Annotated in this window: 20 protein-coding genes; 17 read left to right on the top strand and 3 right to left on the bottom strand. The window is 46.5% G+C overall.

The window, feature by feature from the left end; translation table 11 throughout:
* Nucleotides 1-91 precede the first annotated feature (91 nt).
* The 9 genes from ACQCVH_RS03510 (at nt 92) to ACQCVH_RS03550 (ending at nt 10,191) form a co-directional block, all read left to right on the top strand.
* Entirely contained in the window at nt 92-1,009 is a 918-nt protein-coding gene (locus tag ACQCVH_RS03510; protein WP_426834475.1) for a fumarylacetoacetate hydrolase family protein, read from the top strand.
* 125 nt (nt 1,010-1,134) lie between these two features.
* A complete protein-coding gene (locus ACQCVH_RS03515; protein ID WP_224899992.1) occupies nt 1,135-1,491 on the top strand; it encodes a YisL family protein in 357 nt (118 codons plus the stop codon).
* Between the two features lie 205 nt (nt 1,492-1,696).
* The gene (locus tag ACQCVH_RS03520; RefSeq protein WP_426834476.1) at nt 1,697-4,621 is read left to right on the top strand and encodes a bifunctional diguanylate cyclase/phosphodiesterase; all 2,925 of its coding nucleotides are present in this window, start codon (nt 1,697-1,699) and stop codon (nt 4,619-4,621) included.
* A gap of 38 nt (nt 4,622-4,659) precedes the next feature.
* Nucleotides 4,660-4,833, top strand: coding sequence for a hypothetical protein (locus ACQCVH_RS03525; protein ID WP_224900000.1), 174 nt, complete (start codon nt 4,660-4,662; stop codon nt 4,831-4,833).
* Between the two features lie 78 nt (nt 4,834-4,911).
* On the top strand, nt 4,912-6,018 hold the full coding sequence (locus tag ACQCVH_RS03530; protein WP_426834477.1) for a sensor histidine kinase: 1,107 nt from the start codon (nt 4,912-4,914) through the stop codon (nt 6,016-6,018).
* Nucleotides 6,015-6,647 (top strand): response regulator, encoded by a 633-nt coding sequence (locus tag ACQCVH_RS03535; RefSeq protein WP_426834478.1) that lies wholly within the window; start codon nt 6,015-6,017, stop codon nt 6,645-6,647. The genes ACQCVH_RS03530 and ACQCVH_RS03535 overlap by 4 nt, the downstream gene beginning before the upstream one ends.
* A 246-nt stretch (nt 6,648-6,893) precedes the next feature.
* Entirely contained in the window at nt 6,894-7,826 is a 933-nt protein-coding gene (locus ACQCVH_RS03540; RefSeq protein WP_426834479.1) for an ABC transporter ATP-binding protein, read from the top strand.
* An 11-nt stretch (nt 7,827-7,837) separates the two neighbouring features.
* Nucleotides 7,838-9,100 (top strand): ABC transporter permease, encoded by a 1,263-nt coding sequence (locus ACQCVH_RS03545; RefSeq protein WP_426834480.1) that lies wholly within the window; start codon nt 7,838-7,840, stop codon nt 9,098-9,100.
* The gene (locus ACQCVH_RS03550; RefSeq protein ID WP_426834481.1) at nt 9,097-10,191 is read left to right on the top strand and encodes an ABC transporter permease; all 1,095 of its coding nucleotides are present in this window, start codon (nt 9,097-9,099) and stop codon (nt 10,189-10,191) included. Before ACQCVH_RS03545 ends, ACQCVH_RS03550 begins: the two co-directional genes overlap by 4 nt.
* Before the next feature lie 55 nt (nt 10,192-10,246).
* Here the strand turns inward: ACQCVH_RS03550 and ACQCVH_RS03555 are convergent, their stop codons facing one another.
* Nucleotides 10,247-10,810, bottom strand: coding sequence for a DUF2777 domain-containing protein (locus ACQCVH_RS03555; protein ID WP_426834482.1), 564 nt, complete (start codon nt 10,808-10,810; stop codon nt 10,247-10,249).
* Nucleotides 10,811-11,266: 456 nt separating this feature from the next.
* Between ACQCVH_RS03555 and asnB the strand changes: the two genes are divergently transcribed.
* From asnB to ACQCVH_RS03575, 4 genes are all read left to right on the top strand, one after another.
* Nucleotides 11,267-13,114 carry an asparagine synthase (glutamine-hydrolyzing) gene (gene asnB / locus ACQCVH_RS03560; protein ID WP_426834483.1) on the top strand — a complete coding sequence of 616 codons (1,848 nt, stop codon included), beginning with the start codon at nt 11,267-11,269 and terminating at the stop codon, nt 13,112-13,114.
* Nucleotides 13,115-13,254: 140 nt separating this feature from the next.
* Nucleotides 13,255-14,787, top strand: coding sequence for a phytoene desaturase family protein (locus tag ACQCVH_RS03565; RefSeq protein ID WP_426834484.1), 1,533 nt, complete (start codon nt 13,255-13,257; stop codon nt 14,785-14,787).
* Nucleotides 14,784-16,253 carry a phytoene desaturase family protein gene (locus tag ACQCVH_RS03570; RefSeq protein ID WP_426834485.1) on the top strand — a complete coding sequence of 490 codons (1,470 nt, stop codon included), beginning with the start codon at nt 14,784-14,786 and terminating at the stop codon, nt 16,251-16,253. The genes ACQCVH_RS03565 and ACQCVH_RS03570 overlap by 4 nt, the downstream gene beginning before the upstream one ends.
* Nucleotides 16,246-17,082 (top strand): phytoene/squalene synthase family protein, encoded by an 837-nt coding sequence (locus ACQCVH_RS03575; protein ID WP_426834486.1) that lies wholly within the window; start codon nt 16,246-16,248, stop codon nt 17,080-17,082. The genes ACQCVH_RS03570 and ACQCVH_RS03575 overlap by 8 nt, the downstream gene beginning before the upstream one ends.
* A gap of 36 nt (nt 17,083-17,118) precedes the next feature.
* Here the strand turns inward: ACQCVH_RS03575 and ACQCVH_RS03580 are convergent, their stop codons facing one another.
* On the bottom strand, nt 17,119-18,486 hold the full coding sequence (locus ACQCVH_RS03580; protein WP_426834487.1) for an MATE family efflux transporter: 1,368 nt from the start codon (nt 18,484-18,486) through the stop codon (nt 17,119-17,121).
* Between the two features lie 125 nt (nt 18,487-18,611).
* Entirely contained in the window at nt 18,612-20,375 is a 1,764-nt protein-coding gene (locus ACQCVH_RS03585; protein ID WP_426834932.1) for an alpha-glycosidase, read from the bottom strand.
* Nucleotides 20,376-20,702: 327 nt separating this feature from the next.
* Here ACQCVH_RS03585 and ACQCVH_RS03590 point away from each other — a divergent pair, with 327 nt between their 5' ends.
* The 4 genes from ACQCVH_RS03590 (at nt 20,703) to ACQCVH_RS03605 (ending at nt 25,934) form a co-directional block, all read left to right on the top strand.
* Nucleotides 20,703-21,977 (top strand): extracellular solute-binding protein, encoded by a 1,275-nt coding sequence (locus tag ACQCVH_RS03590; RefSeq protein WP_426834488.1) that lies wholly within the window; start codon nt 20,703-20,705, stop codon nt 21,975-21,977.
* A 202-nt stretch (nt 21,978-22,179) separates the two neighbouring features.
* Nucleotides 22,180-23,460 (top strand): carbohydrate ABC transporter permease, encoded by a 1,281-nt coding sequence (locus tag ACQCVH_RS03595; RefSeq protein WP_224900034.1) that lies wholly within the window; start codon nt 22,180-22,182, stop codon nt 23,458-23,460.
* A gap of 1 nt (nt 23,461) precedes the next feature.
* Complete coding sequence (locus ACQCVH_RS03600; protein WP_426834489.1) at nt 23,462-24,304, top strand: sugar ABC transporter permease; 843 nt, start codon at nt 23,462-23,464, stop codon at nt 24,302-24,304.
* Between the two features lie 88 nt (nt 24,305-24,392).
* Nucleotides 24,393-25,934 carry an alpha-amylase family glycosyl hydrolase gene (locus ACQCVH_RS03605; RefSeq protein WP_426834490.1) on the top strand — a complete coding sequence of 514 codons (1,542 nt, stop codon included), beginning with the start codon at nt 24,393-24,395 and terminating at the stop codon, nt 25,932-25,934.
* Nucleotides 25,935-26,006 lie beyond the last annotated feature (72 nt).

Below are 26,006 nucleotides of genomic sequence, written 5' to 3' on the forward strand. Positions count from 1 at the left end.
AGGCTTCTTTCTGTTAGCAGTTTCCTATCAGGGCGCTTTCAGAAAATTTATATTATACTAGATATATAAAAAGATAGAGGTGATGGTGACTATGAGATTTGCAACTGCTGAAGATGGAAGCGGTGTTTTTATCGGGGTCCTGGAAGAAGGGGCTGATCTGATTCTTCCCCTCGCCAAGGCGGAAAAAAGAAGGGGCGGGACCAAGGAAATCCCTAAGTCACTGCTGGAGGCAGTGTCCATGGGAGAAGGATTTGTACATAATGCACGGGAGCTCCTGAATTGGGCCAAGGACAATGAAGCGGGGAAGGAGCTTCTGCTTCCGCTTGAATCAGTAAAGCTGCTGGCCCCAATCCCGAAGCCTGTCAAAAACATATTATGCGTGGGGAAAAACTATGCTGAGCATGCGATTGAAATGGGAAGCAAGGATGATATACCTGAGCATATCATGGTTTTCACAAAAGCACCGACATCTGTTTCGGGTCCTGAAGAGGAAGTGCTTTCGCATGCTGGAGTAACGGAGCAGCTGGATTATGAAGGCGAGCTGGCTGTTGTGATCGGCAAGGCTGGGCGCGGCATCAGTGAGGAAGAAGCCCTCAGCCATGTTTTCGGCTACACGATCATCAATGATGTGACGGCCAGGGACCTTCAGGCAAAGCATAAGCAATTTTTTATTGGAAAAAGCCTTGATTCTACCTGTCCGATGGGTCCATGGATTGTCCACAAATCTGCAATTCAAAACCCTGGCAGGCTGGATATTGAGACAAAGATCAATGGAGAGGTCAGGCAAAGCTCCAATACGGAAAACTTCATTTTTCCGATTGAGGTCATTATTTCCGAGCTTTCCAAGGGGATGACCCTTGAGCCCGGCGATATCCTTGCGACTGGCACACCCGCAGGGGTAGGGAAGGGATTCAAGCCTCCGCGCTTTCTCAAGCCTGGAGATGTAATGGAAGTTACTGTGGAAAAAATAGGGACGCTACGCAACAGGGTAGAGGGGATAAACCGGTAAATATGATACTTTTAACACAAATGTCACAAAATCATGGCCGGCTCTTTAAAGCGCTGTGTTTATCTTAGGCTTTTCCATGCAGATATGGTATGATTTAAACGAATTTTTAATAGGAGGCCTGGTGAATGACACACGCTCATATTTTTACCTGGGTTGTAGCACTTGTCTTATTTTTCGCAGCGCTTGGAATGCATAACAGCGGCAAAGCAAAAGGTGTAAAGGTAGTCCAGATGATCTTAAGGCTCTTTTACCTGCTGATCATCGGTACGGGCATTTGGATGCTGACTTCCATTAATATCGATCTTCTTTATGTACTGAAAGCACTTCTTGGCTTATGGGTGATTGCCATGATTGAAATGATCATCATCCGCACAACAAAAGGAAAGAAAACTTCCATCCTATGGGTCCAGTTCGTTGTGGCTGCCATCCTGGTCATCTACCTCGGACTGAGGCTGCCGCTTGGGTTCCATCCTTTTGCATAAGAAGCACAGAACAAAAAAACTGCCCCGGCAGTTTTTTTGTTTGGGTCTATTTGCTGCTGTTCTCTCCGGATTTCCCCTTCCCGTCTCTTCCACAATCGTTCAAAAGCATCTATTCATCATAATATTTCCATAATAGTCATGTTATCTGCCGGTAAATATGGTATTTTTATCATATAGATAAAATAACATAATTGTGGTGGAGAACATGCTATTAACTTTAAGCTGTAGATATATAGATAAAAGCAGGCTGATTCAATATATACAGGAAAATGTAATCGGCGAATATCCGAATGTTCTTGTGCAGGTATTCTCCGGAACGGAAAACAGCAGGGAAATCCCTGAAATACAGGAAGCAATAAAAGAACATCTGCCTTCTGCAGCCATGATTGGCTGCACTTCTGCGGGTGAGATTTACAATGGGAAAGTGCTTGAAGGAGAGACAGTCATCACTTTTTCTTTATTCAAGGAAACCCAGGTGAAAACAGGATTGTTCAAAAGCGGGGAGTACCGGAATCCATTTGAAATGGGCAGAAGCATCGCCACTGCGCTGGCCTCTTATGATGCTAAAGCATTGATCCTCTTTTCAGCTGGATTTGATCTTGATATGCAGGCAGTCCTCGATGGTGTACATGATATCCGTCCTGATATAGCGGTTGGAGGGGGAGCGGCAGGGAATCATGGGAATTTGATTAAGACCGCCGTTTTTGCCGGCGGAGAAACGTCAGGGAGTGGAGTCGCCGCGGCTGTCCTTCAGAATGAGGGGCTTATCGTTGAAGCAGGCAGCAATTACAGATTGCAGGAAATCGGCAAAAGCTTCAAAATCACAAAAGCCAGGCACAATCAGATTTTTAGCATTGATGATAAAAAGCCGCTTCAGATCCTGAAGCAATACCTGGGGGAAGAGCTGGTCAGGGGACTTCCGGCATCAGGGATTGAATTTCCCTTTCTGCTGGAGGGTGATGAAGAAAAGGCTTCCATTTTTATAACAAAGGTGCTGGACAATGGGGCAGTTGAGGTAAACCGCCCTGTAAAAGAAGGAAAAAAGCTCGCTTTTGCTTATCTGAATATTGATGAAATTATCGAGGCATCTGTTAAGGACCTGCAAAATTTGGCGAGAAAGCCCGCTGAAGCCTTTTTTGTCTATGCCTGCCTTGCAAGAAAAGGATTCCTTCTTGATTTTACACATAAGGAGCTCGAGTGGTTCCAGGAAATCGCTCCAGCATCCGGATTTTTTACATATGGAGAAATAGCTGCAAAGGATGATGGTGCACCAAAGATGGTGGGACATGCCTTCACATACCTCTCCATCAGAGAAGGCGTCCAGCCTGTGAAGAAGGTTGACAGGGATATCGGTGAATATGCCAAGCCGAAGCATTTCCATACACTTTCTGCGCTGACCCATCTGATGCATGCTTCCAAGGATGATATAAAGGTGCTGAATAATAGTTTAAGTGTTTCTGAGCAGTATTACCGGTCCCTTTTTGACAATAACGCCGATTTTGTCTATTCAACAGATATGCAGGGCAATTTTACAAGCATTAATCCAGCCTTTAAGCGCAACTTCGGGTTCAATGAAAAAGAGGTGATCGGAAAGCCGGCGCTCAGGTTTATTGACAGCCGGGATGTGGCCAGGGTCAGGAGGCATTTCTACCGGACGGTGAACGGGAAAGAGCAGTATTATAACCTCGAGATCCAATCAAAAAATGGGGCCAGGAATCTTTATGAACTGAAGAATATCCCGATCACTGTCGATGGCGAGCCTGCAGGCATATACTGCATCGGAAGGAATATCACCGAACAGAAGAGAATTGAAGAGGAAATGACCCGGCTTGCTTATTATGATAAAGATACAGGGCTGCCAAACCGCCTGAAGTTCATGGAAGAACTGGATGATCTGCTGCAGAAGGCAAAGAAGAAGAAGCGTTCGCTTGCTGTTCTTTTTATGGATATAGACCGCTTTAAGCTGATTAATGACAGCCTGGGGCATTATGCCGGCGACCAGATACTCAGGCAGATAGCAGGAAGGATTGAAGCAATCCTTCCTCCCGGGTCCTTTTTCGGCCGTTTCAGCGGAGATAAATTTACTCTTATACTTGCGAAGGAGGCGGATTCCTCCCGGGTAATGAAGCTGTCCAATCATATTTTGCAGGCAATATCCGCCCCAGTCTATTATGGCGAACAGGAATTCTTTATAACCGGGAGCATAGGTGCCAGCCTCTATCCAGGAGATGGAAATGAAAAAGAAACCTTGATGAAAAATGCCGATATTGCCATGAACCGTTCGAAACACCAGGGGGGGAACAGGCTTACATACTATTCGACAGAAATGAATGAGCAGACGCTGCTTAAGCTGGAATTGGAGAGCTATTTGAGAAAAGCCCTGCAGAAGAAAGAGTTCTTTCTCTGCTATCAGCCGCTTACCAATCTTGAAACCGGTGCAATATATGGGAGCGAGGCGCTGATCCGCTGGAATCATCCGAAGCTTGGACTGGTATCTCCGGGTGATTTCATCCCGCTGGCTGAAGAAACCGGGCTGATTAATGAAATAGGCCATTGGGTGCTGCAAACTGCCTGCAGACAGACGAAAGAATGGCATCTGAAGGGGCTCGGGAGCCTGTCGGTGTCTGTCAATGTGTCTGTACATCAGTTCCAGCAGCCTGGTTTTGTGCAAAAAGTCCTTCATGTACTGCAGGAAACAAAACTTGAACCCCAGTATTTGGTGCTGGAGCTGACAGAAAGTTCGATGCTCCGGAACATGGAGAACAGCATCCTTGTGATACAGGAGCTTCAGAGGAACGGCATTAGGGTCGCCATTGACGATTTTGGGACAGGCTATTCCTCTTTGAGCTATTTGAAGCATCTGCCTATAGATGCATTGAAGATTGACCGTTCTTTCATAGATAATCTGCGCTCCGGCTCACCTGACATTGCCATAGTTAATGCAATCATCACCATGGGGCTCGGCCTGCATGTCAAGGTGGTTGCCGAGGGAGTGGAGACCGCAGAGCAAATGCGCCTGCTGAAGGACTTGAAATGCCATTTTGCCCAGGGGTTCTTTATACACAGGCCGCTTGGCGCCGAACAGTTTGAAGAGGCGCTTGGCAAAAAAGCTGCTTTGAATCTGTCCTAGAATATTCTAAGAACTGGATCTGTTTAGGGGGGAGAGGTATGTCAGGAGCCTGGATCTTGATCATTCTTATTGTTGTGCTGATTGCGATCACTTATGCTGTCCAGGCATTCGGAAAGCATAGCAGCCATCCGGTTTTAACCCAGAAGGAAGTGCTGGAAGCTATAAAAAAGAGAGAAGATGAGGAAGCTGCCGGAAAAAATCCGGACAGATGATAAATTCTATTTTTTGACGCCGGTTTTGCTGTCTGAACCGCCGTCCAGGCTTAAGCTCTGAGTTTGAAGGAGGACTGGATGATACCTTTTTATATACGATTCCTGATTATGGCGATCATATGGGCCGGACTGTTCTTTTTCATTGAAAACACAGTCCGCCCCATTTATCTCTTCAGCTGTTCCTTATCGTTCGCAGCTTATTTCCTGCTTGCCGTCACTGAAAGGAAACTGATCCTTTATTCCTTTCTTATGCTCAACCTTCCTCTGATTGCCACTTACTTGGATAGGGGTGCATGGCCTTTTCTGCTGTTGGCCGCGTTTTTTTACTTGTACGAAGCAGCTCAGTCGATCCGGCCGGCAGCCTTATACAGCCTTCTGGGCGGAACGGCCGTGTTGGCGGCCTTAACCATGATTATACTCAGGCCTTCTGTTATCGCATTCATGCTGGCAATTGCCGCACTAAGTCTGGGATATGCGTACTGCATCGGGCTGAATTCATCGCGCTGCAGAATTGAGGAGCTCAGGGAGCTTTATGATCAGGTGCTTGAAGAATACCGGAAAGCCAAACGGCAGGCACTTAAGAATGAAGGGGCAGCCAGGGCGGAGGAAAGGACTAGGATCGCACGGGATATCCATGACTCTGTCGGCCATAAGCTGACAGCACTCGGGATGGAAATGCAGAGCATGCTTCTTATGGAGCATAACGGCAGCATTGCCCGAATGAAGCAGACAGTGGAAGAATGCCTGGAGGAAACAAGGCGGGCAGTACGGGCCCTTAAATCAGAGGCAATTGAAGGAATCCCTGCCATCATCCAGCTGGTGAGGAAGCTTGAGAGCGAAAGCAGCCTGCGGATCCGTTTTACAACAAAGCAGGGGGTTTTAAGCCTTGTCCTTCCTAATATACATAGTATAGCTTTATACCGGATCATTCAGGAGGCTTTGACGAACTGCCTTAAATACAGTGAATCGAGAGAAGTTGATGTAATTCTTGGTGTCTCCTCTGTCGGGGGGATATCCTTTGAGATCAGGAATGCCTTTCACAGCCCAGGCCCTATCCGTGAAAGCTTCGGCCTTAAGAGCATCAGGGAAAGGGTACATGGGGCAGGAGGCACTGTCGAGATCTATTCGGATGGCAGCCAGTTTGTCATCCAGGGGTCCATTCCTGTAAAGGGGGATAAAAAATGAACAGGATATTAATAGTGGAAGATCAAGTGATTGTCAGGCAGGGGCTGAGGATGATCATTGAACAGGATGGTGCCTTTTCTGTAGCCGGTGAAGCGGAAAATGGCAAGGAAGCGATTGAAAAAATGGAATCCCATGGAGCGGATATTATCCTTATGGACATTCAGATGCCTGTCATGAATGGCATAGAAGCGACGAGGATGATTAGAAAAAGATGGCCAGCCGTAAAAATACTGATTTTGACTACTTTCAATGACGAAGAATATGCGCTGCAGACCTTGAGGGAAGGGACAAATGGGTTTTTGCTGAAAACCTCTGATGGACCCCGTCTGCTGCAATCGATCAGGAGCTGCCTGGAAGGCGGCATCAGCATCCACGAGCAGGTTGCCGCCAAAGTCATGCCGAAGCTTCTGGACCACTCATGCCATAAAGAGGCTGAAGTCCCGCTTACTCCCCGGGAACGTGATATTGCAAGGCTCATCGGGCGTGGAAAATCAAACAAGGAAATTGCAAAAGAGCTGTATCTGTCAGTGGGAACAGTGAAAAACCATTTGACCCAGATTCTGCAGAAGCTGGATTTGCGGGATCGGACCCAGCTTGCGATATTTGCAGTAAAGAATGATATTCTCTAAGATTGGCAGATGATTTTTAAAGAAGCAAGTAAGGCAAGGCATGGCGGGCAGTCCCGGTTTGCCTGTTATTATTTCAATATGTGAAAACCCAGGGGCTATACCGATAGCCCCTTTTCCATGTCTGTTTAACAGAAATCTTCTTTAAAAGTGACGGAGGTCATATCCAGAGGATGGTTTTGATGACGGAAGACAGTAGTGCGGTTTTCCATTGAAGTTGTATATTGAAGGTAATAAGGGGGAGATGGAATGCTGGAGGCTGTAGAGCTTATAAAGAAATTTAAGAATAAAACCGCAGTGAATGGCGTGAATTTATATCTGGAAAAAGGAGAAACCGTAGGACTCCTTGGCCCGAATGGGGCGGGCAAATCGACAACCATATCAATGATTTCATCCCTTACATCGCCAACGAGCGGGGATGTAAGGGTCAAAAATGAAAGCATTCTCCAGAAGCCGTCCGGACTAAGGAATATCCTTGGGGTCGTCCCGCAGGAAATTGCTCTTTATAATGAACTGACGGCAAGGGAGAACCTTGAATTCTTTGGGAGGATCCACCGTTTGCCCAAACAAAGGCTAAAACAAAAAACAGAAGAAGTACTGGAAATGATCGGCCTTGAGGACCGGGAAAAGGATTTGGTGAAAACATTTTCCGGAGGCATGAAGCGGCGCCTGAATATCGGTGCTGCACTCCTGCATGAACCGGAATTGGTCATTATGGATGAACCTACCGTAGGCATCGATCCGCAGTCCCGGAATTATATTCTTGAAACCGTGAAACGCCTGAACAGGGAAAAGAATATGACAGTTCTATATACGAGCCATTACATGGAAGAGGTGGAATATCTGTGCGACAGGATCTACATCATGGACCATGGGGAAATCATCGCTTCCGGGACAAAGGATGAAATTAAAAGCATCCTGTCGGCTGAACAGGCAATCAATATAAAGGTTGATCTGATGAGAGGGGAGTTTATCCGCCTGCTGGAGGAGCATGCAGGGATCAGGCAGCTGTCTGTAAAAGAGCAGACAGCGACCATCATAGTTCCTAAACAGGTACATCTGCTGAAGGATATATTCCGTTCAGCTGAACAAACCGGCACAATTGTAACGGCTGTCAATATAGAACTGCCTACCCTAGAAGATGTATTCCTGCATCTGACCGGACGGCAGCTCAGGGATTAGGGGGGAAGGGTATGCTTTTTCAAATGATCAAAAAGGACCTCCTGCTTTTTTGGCGCAAGCCGCGTGAACTGATCATCCTTCTCCTGATGCCGTTTGTTTTGATCTGCATCCTGGGGAATGCGCTCGGTGCGCTGAACAGCGATGAAATCCCGGATCTTGATATCAAGCTTGCTGTATGGGTGCAGGATGATTATGAAGCTGGTGCTGCAGAAGCAGCCGCAATGATAGAGAATTTCCCTATGCCCGATGAAGCTAAGGAAGAAGCTGCTAACGCAGTGGAAATGTTCAATCCTGCGGCCATATTGATTGAGGAAGTTTTCGGCGATGAAGAATTCAGCCAGAGCATCGGAGTGGATTATATCTCAGAGGAGCTGGATTCAGAGCGCCAGGAGGAATACAGCGCGATGCTGACAATTCCTGCAGGCTTTACCGCTGATTATTACCGGCACAGCCTATTGAAGGAAGGTAAGGCTCCGGAGCTTGAATTGCAGCTGAATGATTCAGATGCGCTCAGGGCAGGGGTAATACGTGATTTTCTGGCCAATTTCCAGGAGCAGATTTCCTTATGGCAGGGAATCCAGACGGTTGGTATTTCAGCTGGCGAAATCAAGGAGGCTGGCATTGATGAACTTGGCTCAATCGAATCGGTCAGCAAAGTGAACGAAATCAGCTCTGTCAGCTATTATGCCATTGGAATGAGCATGATGTTTGTCTTCTACGTGGCTACCACGGCAGCCAGCTTTGCATATACCCAGAAGGAAGAGCATTTGTACAACAGGATACTTCTGGCCAATATTCCAAATTCAATTTTCTTTTCAGGGATCTTTTCTGCTTCGGCCATCGTTTGCTTTTTGCAGCTGAATATTCTCTTTGGCCTGTCGGCACTCATTTTTGATGTTTCTTATCCTGACATTTTGGACTACCTGATCATTACAGGCGCCATTTCCTTCATGATTGGAAGCTTTGCCAGCCTGCTTTCTGCAGTAAACTATCGAAGCAGCTCAGAAAGGGCGGGCCGCGTGTTTGGGAATTTTCTTGTCCCTGTATTTGCTTTTGTGGGGGGAAGCTTTTTTCCTGTTTCCCAGCTGGGCGGCATTTTTGAAAGTTTTGGATCTTATTCACCCGGGGGAGCGGGAATATCAGCTTACATGAAAATCCTTCAGGGCTATCCGCTTGGAGAAACTGCTGGCCAGCTCTGGTCCCTTGCTGTATTTTCAGCAATATTGCTGTTCGCTGCACTGTTGATGCAGCCTAGAAAGGGGGAGGCAGCATGATTGGAATGCTATGGGGGAAGATCCTCCTGACATTGAGGAATCCGGGTGCTTTGATTGCCTCAACGATCATCTGCATGGCGTTTGCCTATCTTACTGGGCAGTCCGCGTTTGTGAAAATAGAGATTCCGATATATTCTTCGGCAGATGGAAGCAATAAGGAAATCATGGAAGAGCTGAATGATGGAGACACTTTCTCTTTTGTCATGCAGACTAAAGATGAGGCAAAGAAGAAAGTGGCTGAAGGAAACGCGGAAGCTGCCGTGGAGATTGGTCAGAATTCTTATGTAATCTATCATGCGGGGGCTTCGCAAAATCTGCAGCTGCTGAATCAGTATATCGGACGATATTATATGAAATCTGTGCAGGAACAGCAAATTGTCCAGCTTGCGGACGATCCGGCCGCGGCTGAAAAAGTCCTTAAGGAAGCGGAAAAAGAACCGGCCTTCCAGCTTGGCCTGTCCTCGTTCAACCAGAAAGATACAGCTGAATACAGCCAGCCGCTGCAGTCATTATTCGGCTTCACTTTATTTTTTTCAATTTATACAGTTGCTTTTACTGTTGCCGAGATTTTGCGTGATAAACAGTCCGGGCTCTGGGACCGGTTCATCTTATCACCGACGTCTAAAGCCGAAATGTACCTGGCCAATCTGCTTTGGAGCTTTTTAATCGGATATATCCAAATTGTTTTTGTGTTTCTTGTCTTTAAATTCGGTGCAGGAATTGATTTTAATGGAAGGTTCGGAACAGTGCTGATCGCTGTGATTCCTTATCTGTTTTCCATTGTCGCGCTTTCCATATTCCTGACGGGGGTCGTAAAAACAATGAGTCAGTTCAACAGCATTATCCCTTTGATCAGCGTCAGCTTTGCCATGCTTGGCGGGGCGTACTGGCCGATTGAAATTGTCAGTTCGGAGCTGCTTGTCGGCGTTTCGCGCTTCATACCCATTACTTATGGGATGGAGATGATGAAGGGAGCCGTAGTGTCCGGCAACTCAATCATGGATATGCTTTATCCGGTAGCGATCCTCCTATTGATGGGCGTAATCCTCATGGGGCTTGGGATACGGCTGATTGAAAAGCGACATGTATGAGGGGAAGAACAGATAGAAGAGGCATGGATGATTCAAATCCATGCCTTTACTTCTATCATGGAGTAATTTTTTCAATGACGAGCCTTTTCCCTGTGTTAAGGGTGAATTCGAACCGGTCGCTCTTTTTTTCGTAATAGCAGAAATGGTGCTGGACATTGCAGATGCATTCCTGATTATCGAAAATAATGAAGTTGACTCCGTTTTTCCGCTCGCTGTCATTCAGGAAGTTCAAGTGGTTATAGCAGTAAATGCAGTCGAAGATCGAGAATTGAAGTGAATTCAAGGTGGTGACAAATTGATAAAAGGCATCATCATTCACTTCGTCCAGCAATCTTTCGAGAGAGAAGGTGAGGTGTTTTTTCATCCGGATGCTGTCCTGGTTTTTCAGCGAAATCACTTCATCCGCAAGCCCGATTCGCCCATTTTCAAACAGGACACCCTTTTTCCACCGCTTATATCGCAATACTTCTATTTCCTGATGGAGGAATTCATCCAATATTGAGGCTTCTTCTGTTTCTTCATCGAAAAAAACCCACTGCTCGTTGATGCATTCGACTGTGCCAATCGTGAATGCCCGGGTTTGGAACTCATAGAGTTTGGTTCGCTGCTGTCTGTTCATCTTGTACCTCCATATGATTCCTTCAACATCCTTTTTAGACAAAAAGTCAGGAATTTATAACTGCTAAGCTTTTCCTGGAAATGAAAATCGCTGGCTCTAATACTGGAAGAGGCCCTGGAAAAGTTAAACTTTGCTGGAAAAAATAGCCGATCGATATACTTAAATAGTTTTTACATTTCCATTGAATCATTAAGAATGTTCATGCATCCCTAAAAAGGGCAGAAATATTAAAAGGAGTTCATGTTAGAGAGGGAAGTGTAATGCCGCAAACCTAACTATTCTGCTAAAGTGGTTCTGGATTGTCTGCCTTCAATCAATGAGATGGTCAGATTTTCTGACATTATTATTTTTGAATAATCATCTATACGGGACAATTAACCATTTCCTAGGCCCTGCATACAATGTCATCATGCAAAAGGATGTAACCTGATTTCCGCTGACGAAAGGATGATGAGAATGTGTGGAATAACGGGCTGGATTGATTTTAGCAGAGATTTGCGAAAAGAGGCTGCAGCAGTCGGGAAAATGGCGGAAACACTTGCAAAGCGCGGGCCGGATGACACGAACGTATGGACCGCTATCCATGCGGGATTTGGCCATAAACGGCTGTCCGTCGTTGATCCTGCAGGCGGCAAACAGCCGATGTCCAGGCAGGCAAAAGGCAGCGTTTATACAATCTGCTATAATGGCGAGCTTTATAATACAGAAGATATCCGAAAAGAACTCCTTATAAAAGGATATTCTTTCAGCACTCATTCTGATACAGAAGTTCTGCTGACAGCTTATATAGAATGGAAAGAAAATTGCCTGGAGCACTTGAATGGGATCTTTGCCTTTGCGGTATGGGACCAGGAGGAAAACCGCCTGTTCATTGCAAGAGACCGTCTGGGCGTAAAACCGCTTTTCTATAAAGAGACGGCAAAGGGGCTCATTTTCGGCTCTGAGCTTAAAGCGATCCTCGCCCATCCGGAAGTACGTACTGAGATTGACCGTGAAGGGCTCGCTGAAGTATTTGGCCTGGGGCCATCCCGTTCCCCTGGCAGCGGAGTCTTTAGAGGAATAAAAGAGCTTAGGCCAGCCCATGCGCTGGCATTATCAAGGGAAGGGCAAAAAATCTGGCGCTATTGGAATGTGAAAAGTGCGGAGCATACGGACAATCTGGAGGAAACAGCTGAAAAGGTGAGGGATTTATTTACAGATGCTGTCACAAGGCAGCTCGTGTCAGATGTTCCGTTATGCACCTTTCTGTCTGGCGGGGTCGATTCGAGTGCTATTACTGCGGTAGCTTCCCGAGCCTATGAAGAAAAGGGAAAAGGGCCGCTGCACACATATTCCATTGATTATGAAGATAATGATAAGCATTTCAAGGCAAATGAATTCCAGCCTAACTCTGACGGAGCTTTTATCAGGAAGATGACCGAAGAATTCCAGACCATCCATCACTCAAGCATCATCTCTCAGGGCGAGCTGGCAGAACATCTGAGGGAAGCCGTCCTTGTGAGGGATCTGCCGGGAATGGCTGATGTCGATTCTTCGCTGCTGTGGTTTTGTAAAGAAATCAAACAGGACTTTACCGTAAGCCTTTCAGGTGAATGCGCTGATGAGATATTCGGGGGCTACCCATGGTTTCACCGCCAGGATGATTTGAACCGCAGCGGCTTTCCATGGATGCGTTCCATACAGGAAAGGCAGCTATTGCTGAAGCCGCATTGGCGTGAGAAGCTCCAGCTTGAAGAATATATGCACAGCAAGTACAGGGAAACTGTTGCAGAGACGCCTGTGCTTGAAGGGGAAACCGCTCAGGAGGCAAGGAGGAGGGAGCTTTTCTACCTCAATAAGATCTGGTTCATGACGACACTGCTTGACCGCAAAGACAGGATGAGCATGGGCGCGAGCCTTGAGGTTAGGGTCCCGTTTGCTGACCACAGGCTGGTCGAATATGCATGGAATATCCCATGGGAGATGAAGATGCTCGCTGGCCGGGAAAAAGGAATCCTCCGCAAGGCACTTGAGGGAATCCTTCCGGATGAAGTCTTATACCGCAAAAAGAGTCCGTATCCGAAAACCCATAATCCTGAATATACGAAAGCTGTAAAGGGCATGCTCTCCGAAATACTGGCTGACAGAAGCGCTGCCCTCTATGAGTTCTTTGATGAAGAACAGTTGAAGGACATAATCGAAACGGAGGGGAGATCCTTCCGGGAGCCATGGTTCGGGCAGCTGATGACAGGGCCCCAGCTTCTTGCCAATCTTGTCCAGATGGAAATTTGGTTCAAAGAATACAGCATAAATATTGCGGATTGACCCTGGAGCCTGCTTTATGCAGGTTCTTTTCTTTTGTGTCTGAAGAGACGCATGCCTTAAAGATTGCCAGTTTCAAAGTATGATTGTATAATGTTTGTATAACTATTGTATAGCATCGGAATTTGAAAGGAGGCCAGAAGATGGTTAAAAAAATCGTGATCATTGGGGCGGGGCCGGGAGGGCTCGCTGCGTCCATGCTCCTATCCAGCCGTGGATATGAGGTGGATGTCTATGAGAAGCAGCCATATTTGGGCGGCAGGACAGGCAGCATAAAGAAGAACGGTTTTACTTTTGACATCGGGCCTACTTTTCTCAGTATGCCCCATATTGCTGAAGAGCTTTTTGCCGCCAGCGGCCGAAGACTCTCTGATTATCTGCAGCTTAAGGAATTAAAAGAGATGTATGAACTGATCTTCGAGGATGCCGGAATTCATATCACAAGCGACCGGAATGAAATGGTCCGCAGGATAGAAGAAAAGTTTCCCGGGAATGGCAATGGCTATCTCCGGTTTATGGAAGATACAGAGAGGAAAATGTCAGCATTGATGCCCATCCTGCAATCACGGATGGACAGGTATCGGCACTATCTGAGCTGGAAGGTCATCAAAGCCCTGCCTGAGCTGTCTCTTGGAAAAAGCCTTTATGATGTGCTTTCCCGTTATTTTGACAGTGAAACGCTTCGTCTGGCATTTACTTTCCAGTCTAAATATCTGGGGATGTCTCCATGGGAATGCCCTGGCGCTTTTTCGATCCTTTCCTTTATGGAGCACGAGTATGGGATCTACCATCCGATCGGAGGCTTGAACCAGCTGCCCGAAGCGATGGCAAAAGTCACCATGGAGCACGGGGGCAGGATCCATCTCGGCAAGGGCGTGAAGAGCCTTTGGATGGAAGGCCGTGACAGCAGGGGCATCATCCTGGAATCAGGTGAGAAGGTACCTGCTGATGAAGTCATCATCAATGCCGATTTTGCCAAAGCGATGAGCACGATCCTGAATGAGGGAAGTCTGAAAAAATATAAAACCCGCAAACTCGAAAAAAAGAAATATTCCTGTTCAACGTTCATGATTTACCTCGGGCTCGATAAGCAGTATGACCTCCCGCACCACACCATCTGCTTTGCCGGGGATTACAAAAGGAATGTAGAAGAAATCACGAAAACACTCAGCTTATCAGGGGACCCTTCCATCTATATCCAGAACCCGTCTGCCACAGACCCTACATTGGCGCCGGAAGGAAAATCTGCACTTTATATCCTTGCACCTGTGCCTAATAACTTCAGCGGCATTGAATGGGATAGCAGGCAGGAAGAGTTCAGGAATCTTGTTCTGGATATAGTAGAAAAGAAGACCGGTTTTAAAGGCTTAAGGGACCATATAGAATTTGAAAAGATTATCAGCCCTAAAAACTGGGAAGATGATCTGCATGTCTATAAAGGCGCGACCTTCAATCTTGGGCATCAGCTTTCGCAAATGATGGTGCTGAGGCCGCATAATCAATTTGAGGAAGCGGGCAATACATGGCTGGTCGGCGGAGGAACTCACCCTGGCAGCGGGCTGCCGACCATATTGGAGTCGGCGAGGATCACGGCAAAAATGATATTGGAAAAAGACGGGCTGGAATTGACGGAACAAGATGGCCAAAGCTTCCCGGGACTGGAGGAAGCATTATGAAAACAGCGGTTATCGGCGGCGGGATCGGCGGCATGACATCCGCACTGCTGCTGGCAGACGATGGCCATGAAGTCGTCATTTTTGAAAAGGAAAATAAGCTTGGACGAAGGCTTTCTTTTATGGAGGAAGGCGGCTTTCGGATCGATCAGGGGCCAACCATCGTCCTGCTCCCTGATATGATTGAGAGTATTTTGGCCGAAGCGGGACTTGGCAGGGATCAGTATGAAATAGTAAGGCTGGACCCGCTTTATAAAATTACTTATCCGGACGGAACCGATTATATCAAGCATGCGGACTTAGGCGAGCAGGAAAGGGAGATCAGCCGGAAATTCCCCGAGAGCCTCGCAGGGTTTCAAAGGTTTATGAAGGATATGGACTATCGTTTCCATACGGGCAGACCTCAGTTCCTGGAACGCCCCTTTCTGGAGAAGGGAGACTTCTGGAATAAGGAGACACTTTCCTCTTTAGTGAAAATGAATGCTCATAAAAGTGTTGATAAGCAGCTTTCATCTTATTTTAAGGATGAAAGACTGAGGATTGCCTATGCTCTCCAGACATTATATATCGGGGGCAATCCGCTGAGCACCCCCGCCATCTACAGCCTTGTGTCTTACAGTGAGCACAAGCATGGCATTTTTTATGTAAAAGGCGGCTATGCCAGCCTGATCGGAAAACTTGAAGGGCTTCTTAAGAAGATGGGAGTAGAAATACGCCTTGGGAGCCGTGTTGAAAAGCTGCTGACAGACGGCACAAAGGCAAAGGGAGCCATTATCAATGGACAGGAAGAAAAATACGACTCTTTCATCATCAACGGCGATTTTCCTGTAGCGGAAAAAGAGCTTCTGGACCGCAGGAAAAACTACAAAGCCTCCTCCGGCTGTCTGCTCCTCTACTTCGGGATTGGAAAAGTATATGAGGAAGCGATGGTGCACCAGTTTTTCATAGGCCGTGATTTCAATAAAAGCATGGAAGAGATCTTCAAGCAGCAGCAGCTGCCGGAAGAACCCTCTTATTATACATTCTATCCTTCAGCAATCGATGATTCCCTTGCACCTGAAGGAAAAAGCGTCCTTTATGCTCTCATACCCGCTCCCTCAGGTGAACATACCGACTGGAGCAGTAAGGATGAGTATGTTGACAGGCTCATCAGCCGGATGGAGAGGGATAGCTTTCCCGGGCTCCGAAAGCATATAGAATGGATGAAGGTCAGGACCCCTGAGGATGCACTCCGCGAGGGACTGTATGGAGGAGGAAGCTTCGGGATAGCGCCTTCCCTTTTCCAGTCAGGCATTTTCCGCCCCCAGCTGAAGCCTTTCAAGGAAAAAAATATCTATGCGGTCGGGGCAAGCGTTCATCCTGGCGGAGGGATCCCGATTGTCCTGCAGGGAGCAAAGATGCTGGCTGATCATATCAAGCTTGAGCATAAAAAGAATTTACAAACGGAAGGAGTGTCGATCATTGGATAAAGCTGCAGCGGCCTATCACTATTGTGAAGAGGTCATCAAAAATAATTCAGCCACATTTCACCGTGCTTTTTCTTTCCTGCCGCCTGAGAAAAAAAGGGCTGTCTGGGCCATTTATGCTTTCTGCCGCAGGGTGGATGATATTGTGGATGAAGGAGCATGCCCTGAAGAGGAGGTGGCTGCTTTTGAAGAAGAGTTTTCCGTATTTCTCGAAGGCAGGCTGCCCGATCAAGATGTTATGCTGTGGACGGCGCTCAGGGACGTGTTCGGCAGCTTTGACATGGACAGCACTCCTTTCTTTGAAATGATTGCAGGACAGAAAATGGATCTGTATAAATCAAGATACAATACAGTCGATGAACTTCTTCATTATTCCTATCATGTGGCGAGTACGGTCGGTCTGATGCTGCTCCCTGTTCTTGCGCCTGAAAATGCGGAAAAGCTGAAGCATGGCGCCATTAAGCTGGGCCAGGCTATGCAGATTACCAATATACTGCGGGATATAGGTGATGACCTCAAAAGAGATCGGGTCTATCTTCCTGCAGCATTGATGGAGAAGCACGGATATAAGGAGGAAGAACTGCAGTCAGGCCAGCTGAATGAGGCTTTCTTCGCGCTGTTTGAGGAGCTGGCGGGAATCGCCGAGCAATTTTATGAAGAAGCGCTGGAAACGATCCACTTTTATCCTCCTTCTTCCAGGACGCCTGTCAAGGGGGCTGCTGTCCTTTACAGGGCCATCCTTAATAAAATCCGGAAGAATGGATATAACTCATTTGGAGCTAGGAATTATGTGACGAAGGAAGAAAAAGCCGTGCTCCTCGCTACAATATAAAAAAGGCCTGGCTGCCCACCAGGCCTTGCTGTCTTTTTAACCGGCAGCTTCTTTATCCTTGCCGGCCCTGCCGATGAACGATTTTTCCATCCATACTTTGGAGCGCCACCGCCACAGCATGAGGATTCCCCTCAGCCATTCATCTGCAATGAAGGCGATCCACACCCCAATAAGCCCAAGTCCGAAATGGATCCCCGCGATATAAGAAATGGTGACAGAAACACCCCACATGGAGAGGATGCCCATATAGACAGGGAACTTTACATCGCCCGCTGCCCTTAGCGAGCTGATGACAACCAGATTGAAGGAGCGGCCGGGTTCAAGGATGATGGTCAAAAGAATCAGCGTGCTTCCAACCTTGATGATATCCTGATTGTCCGTAAAGATGCCCAGCAATGAATCTGAGAAAAAGGTGAAAACGACAGCTGCTCCCAATGATATCGCAATAGCGAGCTTCAAGCTTTTGATGCCCCTTTGATAGGCTGATGCAAATTCTCTTGCCCCGATCATATGCCCGATCATGATTTGGGTTCCCTGGCTGATGGCGAGGCTGAATAGAAAAATGAACATCATCAGATTCTGGGCATAAACCTTTGCAGTCAAAGCTTCTGTTCCAATCATGGCAACAAAATAGGTAATGACCATCTGGGAGGCGTTATAAGACAGCTGCTCACCAGCAGAAGGGATGCCGATTAGCAGGAGATTCCGCAGATGTTCCTTCGGGAAGCGGAAAAGAAGCCTGAAAGGCAGCTCGCCTTCCGTGCGCCTGATGAGCACCAGGATGGAAGCAGCAACGCCGATCGTTCTGCTGACAGCAGTAGAAATGGCCACACCCTCCACACCCAGTACAGGTATCCCAAAAGGGCCGAAGATGAAAAGATAATTTCCAATGACATTCAAAATATTCATCCCGATGGTTATATACATAACATCTCTAGTAAATCCATAGCTTCTGATGACAGCCCCAATGGTCATGATAAGTGCCTGGACAAAGGAAAAGCCGCCGACAATTACAAGATAAACGTTTGCTTCATCCATCAGTTCCGGTGGCAGATCCATCAGCTTCAGCAAAGGCTTGCCAAAAATGATTAAGACGGCACTGAGCAGTATGCCGAAGCAAAGGTTGGTCCCAAGGGACACCACCGATATTTCACCGGCTTTCCCGGGCTGTTTTGCCCCCAGGTTCTGGGCAACCAGGATGGAAGTGCCTGTTGCTACAAATCCAAACATCACAATGATGAGTGACAGGATTTGGTTTGAAACCCCGACAGCAGCAACAGAGTTATCGGAGTACTGCGACAGCATAAGCGTGTCAGCATTCCCCATGAGCATATGAAGCAGTATTTCAATGAAAATAGGCCAGGTGAGGGCAAATAAAGTCAGATTTTTTTTCGGTTGTTTCATATTGCATTTCTCCTAAACAATTGGGTGTGATTCTTTGTGATAAAAGAGCGCCTCCCCGGGAAGTCATTATACGCAAAGAAAGGGCTGGCAGAAGCGCCAGCCTTAAGAATAATGGTTTGAAATTTTTAAAGTTCAAAGGACAATATGGCCGCCCCGTAGGCTTCCAATTCTGCAGACAGGGAATCTGCTTCAGCCGCATATTCTTCCTCTGTCAGCAGATCGGTGATTTTTTTCCCTTTTAAAGGAAAAGGGAGGGAAAACGAAGCTTCTTCACTTGAAGCATTCAAGAGGATGACAATCTTCCTGTTTCCCGAACTTCTTGAAAACGCAGCAACTGTACTCTCCTCAGGAAGCTCCAGAAACTCAAGGCTTCCCTCGTTTGCCAGAAGAGGCTCTGATTTGCGCAATTGGATGAGCTTTTTTATATGTTCAAACATTTCCATACTGTATTCTTCTTCATTCCAGGGCATGCATTCCCGGCACCCCGGATCCATGCCGCCGGAAAGTCCTACTTCATCTCCATAATAAATGCAGGGGGTTCCGATATAGGTCATCATAAATGTGAATATCAGCCTTGCCTTTTCAAGCGACCCCCCGCACTCCGTCAGAACCCTTGGAGTATCGTGGCTTCCAGCCAGATTGAAAGCAGCCTCGTTGACATTATCAGGATACATATGGATAACAGATACCATATTTTCCGCAAATTGGCGGGGGCTGATTGCTTCTTTAGCAAACAGATTAAGAACATTTGTCAGGAATGGGTAATTCATAACAGCATCGAATTGGTCGCCTCTGAGCCAAGGCATGCTATCATGCCAGATTTCCCCGAGGATATACAGATCTGGCTTGATGCTCTTCACTTCTGCCCGGAATTCGCGCCAGAACTGATGATCGATTTCATTGGCGACATCCAGCCTCCAGCCATCGATATCAAATTCCCGTACCCAATAGCGGCCGACTTCCAGGAGATATTCCTTTGTTTCCGGATTTTGCGTATTGAGCTTTGGCATGGACTCGACAAATGCAAAGGTAGAATAGTTTGGACGTTCCCCGCCTTCCAGCGGAAATTCTTCAGCATGAAACCAGTCTTTATATTTGGATTCCTCCTGGTTTTCCAGCAGATCCTGAAAAGGTCCGAACTGGTAGCCGCTGTGATTAAAGACAGCATCAAGCATAACTTTGATTCCCTTTTCATGACAGATCTTCACAAGCTTGCGGAACGTTTCTTTATCACCAAACTGGGGGTCGATTTCATAATAATCTATTGTATCATATTTATGATTGGAGTATGCCTTGAATATAGGTGTGAAGTAAATCCCTGTTATGCCCAGGCCGGCAAGGTAGTCTATATGGTCAATGATTCCCTGGAAATCGCCGCCAAAGAAATTATCAGGCTGGGGCTCCTCGCTTCTCCACGGTTTCGTTCCCGGGGGATTCAATGATTCATCGCCATTAGCGAATCTTTCCGGAAAAATTTGATACCATACCGTATCCTTCACCCATTTCGGAGCCCTGAAAACCTCGCTTGAATGAAGATAGGGGAAGCAGAAGAGGCTGCCGGGATCTTCAGGAAGCCTGTCAAAGAAGCCTTTTTCAGTATAAAAGGCCTGCTCGTCACCTGACTTCAGGCAAAAACCATACCGTGTTCTTTTAAACTCCGGCTCCGGCTCAGCCAGCCAGTAATCAAATAATTCGTCGGATCCCGTTTTTTTCATCGGGATCCGGCGGCTGACCCAGCCGTCTTCATTCCATTCATATTGGTCTCCGTAAATAAGTTCAGCTTCCTCAATATTGCCTTTCTTGGCTTTCAGCCTGATATGGAGTACGTTTTCGCTATAAGCATAGGCAAAGCTGTCAGCAGGCTGATGAAATATTGACGACCTTTCCAGCATAAATTTTCCCCTCTCTTGTGCAATCGATTGCATTGCAAAATGACTTTTTTAAAATTTATCAAAGAACAGGCTTTCGTTCAAGCTGGAGCTCTTATATCCGATATAAACTTTTTCGGCATAATGTTAAAAAAGGGGGTTGTCAAAATGAAAATAGCAAGTATAATAAAGTTAAAGTTTGTGCAATCGTTTTCACAGGCGGCTGTCCTGAAATGTCTCAGCGGTTATTTTTTTTGAATATGCTGATAACGCTTTCAGTTGCCTTTTATGCAGCGATTTGTGCAAACGGTTGTACTAGAAAAATATCATTTCTTTGGAGGGGTCAAAATGAAGAAGGCTTTATCATTATTTATGATGATCGTCCTGGTTCTTGGAGTGCTGGCTGCTTGCGGTCCTAAAGATGAAGAAACAGGCACTGCAGGAGAAAAAACAGAAGGCGGTTCAGCAAAACCTGAAAAGCTGATCGTCTGGGAAGATACAGATAAAGGAGTCGCTCTTAAAGATGCGGCAGACAAGTTTGAAGCAGAACACGGCATCAAAATTGAATTCAAGGAACTGAATATAACAAAGATGCAGGAAAACCTTGCACTGGATGGCAACACAGCCAATGCACCGGATGTAATTACAATGTCACATGACGGCACTGGCCCTGCGATGGTAAAAGGGTATATTAAGGAACTTGAAGTAAGCGACGAGATCCTTGACCAATTTACAAGCTCTTCAGTAGAAGCCCTGAAATATGAAGGCAAGCTTTACGGACTTCCGAAAGCTACTGAAACACCGGTTTTCATTTATAACAAAGCATTGCTTCCTGAAGTTCCGGAAAACCTGGAAGATCTTTATACTAAATCTAAGGAAGTAACAAAAGACGGAAACTACGGATTCCTTGCAATCTGGGATGACTTCTATCATGCACACGGCGTATTCTCCGGATTCGGCGGATATGTATTCGGCGAGAAAGACAGCAAAGTGGACGTGACTGATATCGGCCTGAATAACGATGCTTCTGTAGAAGCAGCAGATTATATCAAAAAGTGGTATGCAGAAGGATTATTCCCGAAAGGAATCATCGGAGAAAAATCAAACGACAATATGAACGGCCTATTTAAAGAAGGAAAAGCCATTGCTGTCCAAAACGGACCTTGGGCGTTCCAGGATTATAAAGATGCAGGCATCGATTATGGTGTAGCAGCTATGCCGAAGCTTCCAAATGGCGAGCCTGTCAAGACGTTCATGGGTGTTAAAGGCTGGTTTGTTACAAACTTCAGCAAAAACCAGGAATGGGCACAGAAATTCGTTGAATTCATCACAAATGAAGAAAATGCCAAGAAGCGTTTTGAACTGACTGGCGAAATCCCGCCATTGAAATCACTGATGGAAGATCCTGAGTTCGTTAAGAATAACGAAGGTGCTGCAGCAGTAATGGCGCAGTCCCAGTATGCTGTTCCAATGCCAAGTGTACCGGAAATGGCTGAGGTTTGGGATCCTATGAAAAAAGCGGTAGAAACAATCATTACAGGTAAATCAGAATCCAAAAAAGCGCTTGATAATGCTGTGAAGACTATTGAACAGCAGATCGAAGCTAACCACAGCGGAAACTGATCTATAGCAATAAAGGAAAGGGCGGTACTCCTTGGTGGAGTACTGCCTCCCATTTTATTTAGCAGTCAAAGAGAGCAGGATTTTAAGAGATATACTCCTTTAGACCTGGCTTTGGATCTTCTGAAGACAATAGTGCCGCAAAGAAAAATCCACTAAAAAAATCGCCCTTTATGGGAATCAGATAGAAAGGGGCATCCTTTCAATGGAAGAAGCATACCGTTCAAACCATCGGAAAATTGCTGCAGGCCTGTCCATCATCCCGGGACTTGGCCAAATGTATAATAAACAATTTGTCAAAGGCATCGCCTTTTTAATTCTAACACTATCATTCATTGTTGCTTTTAAAGACTTCCTCAATATTGGCCTTTGGGGACTGGTCACTCTCGGGGAAAAGCTGCCGAGGGATAATTCCATCTTCCTCCTGGTATACGGAATCATTTCCGTCATCCTTCTTCTATTCGCGGCAGGGTTTATGTACATCAACATCCGCGATGCCTATAAAAATGGAAAGAAACGGGACTTGGGCAAGCACCTGAGCTCGATAAAAGAGCAATATCATACATTGATAGATTCCGGTTTCCCATACTTGATGATCACTCCGGGATTCTTCCTGCTGGTGTTTGTGGTCATCCTTCCGATTGTGTTCGTGCTTTTGCTTTCGTTCACAAACTACAACCTGTATCATCAGTGGCCTGCGAAGCTGATGGACTGGGTGGCATTCGATAACTTCGCCAAACTGGTCACATTGGATATCTGGCGCGATACTTTCGTAAACGTGTTTGCCTGGACGATCATCTGGACGTTTGGTGCGACAACATTCCAAATTGCCCTTGGGGTGTTCCTGGCAGTCCTTGTCAATCAGAAGGATCTGAAAGGGAAGGCCATTATCAGGACAATCCTGATCCTGCCATGGGCCGTACCGGCATTTGTATCCATCCTTATCTTTTCAGGCCTGTTCAATGAAACGTTCGGTGCCATCAATAACGTCGTGCTTGATTTCATTGGCATCGGTCCGATCCCGTGGATGACAGAGGCCCTGTGGACAAGGATCGCTCTCATTATGATCCAGACCTGGCTTGGGTTCCCGTTCATTTTTGCCATGGTCACAGGTGTGCTGCAGGCGATACCGGATGAGCTTTATGAAGCGGCAACGGTGGATGGGGCGACGATCTGGCAGAAGTTCAAGAATATTACCTTCCCGCTGATCATGCTGTCCATTGCACCGATCCTGATTACGCAATACACCTTTAACTTTAATAACTTCAATATTATTTATCTATTCAATATGGGCGGTCCTGCTATCTCGGATCAAAATGCAGGCGGCACCGATATCCTGATCTCGTGGATCTATAATCTGACTGTCACGAAATCTGAGTATGGAATGGCTGCAGCCATCACCATGATTCTGTCTGCCATTGTCATTAGTGTGGCTTTGTGGCAGTTCAGAAGGACAAAAGCTTTCAAAGAGGAGGATATGATGTGATATGACGACAAAAAGAGAAAAATTCATCAGGCTGTCACTGACCTATCTTGTCATTCTTTTTATGGCGGTCATCATCATTTATCCGATTCTGTGGGCCATTGGAGCGTCTCTGACGCCGGGAACAAGTTTGACCAATTCATCACTCATCCCGAAAAATGCGACATTTGCCCATTATAAGACGATATTCAACCCGGAAGAGAGCAATTATCTGATCTGGTATTGGAACACGTTGAAAATCTGCGTGATCACCATGCTGGCATCTGTCATCACGATCAGCTTGATGGCTTACTCTTTTTCACGGTACCGCTTTGTCGGCAGGAAAAATGGACTTACCACTTTCCTGATTCTTCAGATGGTGCCTAACTTTGCAGCATTGATAGCGATCTTCGTCCTTGCACAGGTGACGAACCTGCTGGATACCCATCTCGGGCTTATCCTCATTTATGTAGGCGGGGCCATTCCGATGAACACTTGGCTGATGAAAGGCTATCTCGACAGCATTCCTAAGGAGCTGGATGAAAGTGCAAGGATGGATGGCGCCGGCCATTTCCGGATTTTCTGGCAGATCATTATGCCGCTTGCGAAACCGATTGTGGCAGTTGTTGCGCTCTTTACATTCATTGCGCCGTTCACGGACTTCATCCTGGCAAAGGTCATGTTAAGAACACCTGAGAAATATACACTTGCCGTTGGGTTATATGAGCTTGTATCAAGACAGTATGGAGCAGAATTTACCACATTCGCTGCCGGGTCTGTCCTGATTGCGATCCCGATTTCAATTTTATTTTTATCCTTCCAGAAATATTTTGTTTCAGGTTTGACTGCCGGGGGCACAAAAGGCTAATCTTAAAGGGTTAGTGACTTTAGGGCTGGGCTGCTTAAAGGGGTGTTTCCTTATGGCAGCTCAGCTTGATATTTAAGGAGGAGCGGAGATGAAAAAAGGAGTCATGGCTCTCATCTTAATTCCGTTTCTTCTTTTTTGCGCCCTACCGGTAGGAGCAGTTGAAAAAGAAGAGCGTAAATGGCAGGATGAAACAATTTATTTTCTAATGGTCGACCGTTTTAACAACGGCGATTTCAGCAATGACCTGGAAACAAACGCCAAGGACCCGAAAGCTTATCACGGAGGGGACTTCCAGGGTATCATTGACGAGCTTGATTATCTGAAGGATATGGGCTTTACAGCCATCTGGCTGACGCCGATTTTCGAAAATGAAGCAGGCGGCTATCATGGCTACTGGATCAATGATTTTTACAAAACGGAGGAAAACTTCGGATCTATCGAGACGTTTAAAAAGCTTGTAAAAGAAGCACATAAGCGCGATATGAAAATTATCCTTGATTTTGTCGTCAATCATGTTGGACCCAATCATCCTTGGGTGAATGATCCGGACAAGCAGGACTGGTTCCATGAACAGAAGGAAATAACCAACTGGGAGAATCAGGACGAGCTTGAAAATGGATGGATCTATAATCTGCCTGACCTCGCCCAGGAGAATCCGGAAACGAGGCAATATCTCCTGGATGCAGCCAAATGGTGGATAGAAGAGACCGATATTGACGGATACCGGCTTGATACGGTCAAGCATGTGCCAGTTGACTTCTGGGAGGATTTCGCGAAAGAAGTAAAAAGCGTCAAGGAGGATTTCTATCTTCTAGGCGAAGTATGGACAGATGATCCTGCTTATATTGCACAGTATGAGAAAGCGGGGATCGACGGGTTTGTCGATTATCCGCTGAACGGGCATCTGCGTACAGCATTTGAAAAGCCAGGGCAGCCCTTTGACTGGCTGTTTACAAGCTGGGAGAGGAATCAGGACCAGTATGATAATCCTTATTTAATGGGAACATTCATGGATAATCATGACACCGTCCGCTTTACACGCGATGCAGTCAGCAACAATGAGCATCCAGGCCCGAGATGGCGTCTGGCCCTCACCTATTTATACACGTCACCGGGGATTCCCATTGTCTATTATGGAAGTGAAATAGCGCTTGATGGGGGAGAAGATCCTGATAACCGCCGCCAAATGGACTTCAGGACAGACCAGGAGCTTGTTGAATACATCTCAGATATTGGTGTATTAAGACAGCAGCTCCCATCCCTCACAAGGGGAACAATGGAGCCTTTATACAATAAGGATGGCATGGCAGTATACAAGCGGACCTATAAGGATGAAACCACTGTCGTGGCCATCAACAATACAGTGGAAACACAGACCGTTTCCCTTGATTCCGGCCTGCTTGAAGAAGATAAGCAGCTGAAAGGCCTTTTGGGCGGGGATCTTGTTAGGTCTGAAGACGGCAACTATAAGCTGATCGTTGACCGGGAGGAAGCTGAAATCTATGTGCTGTCAGAAAAGACAGGTTTGAATATCCCTTATCTGGCAGTAATGGGGCTGGTCTATGCAGCCTTCATCATCTTTATTATCCTTCTTTGGAGAAGGTCGAAAAAGAGGAAGCCTGTTTCCTGACCCCATCCGGCACTGCCGGCAGCTTCCAGATCCCGGTCATGACAGAAGGGATTCAAAGGAGGAGTCGGCTAC

It is taken from the genome of Bacillus infantis (assembly GCF_050107595.1).
In the GTDB taxonomy this organism is placed as follows: Bacteria; Bacillota; Bacilli; order Bacillales; family Cytobacillaceae; genus Bacillus_AB; species Bacillus_AB infantis_C.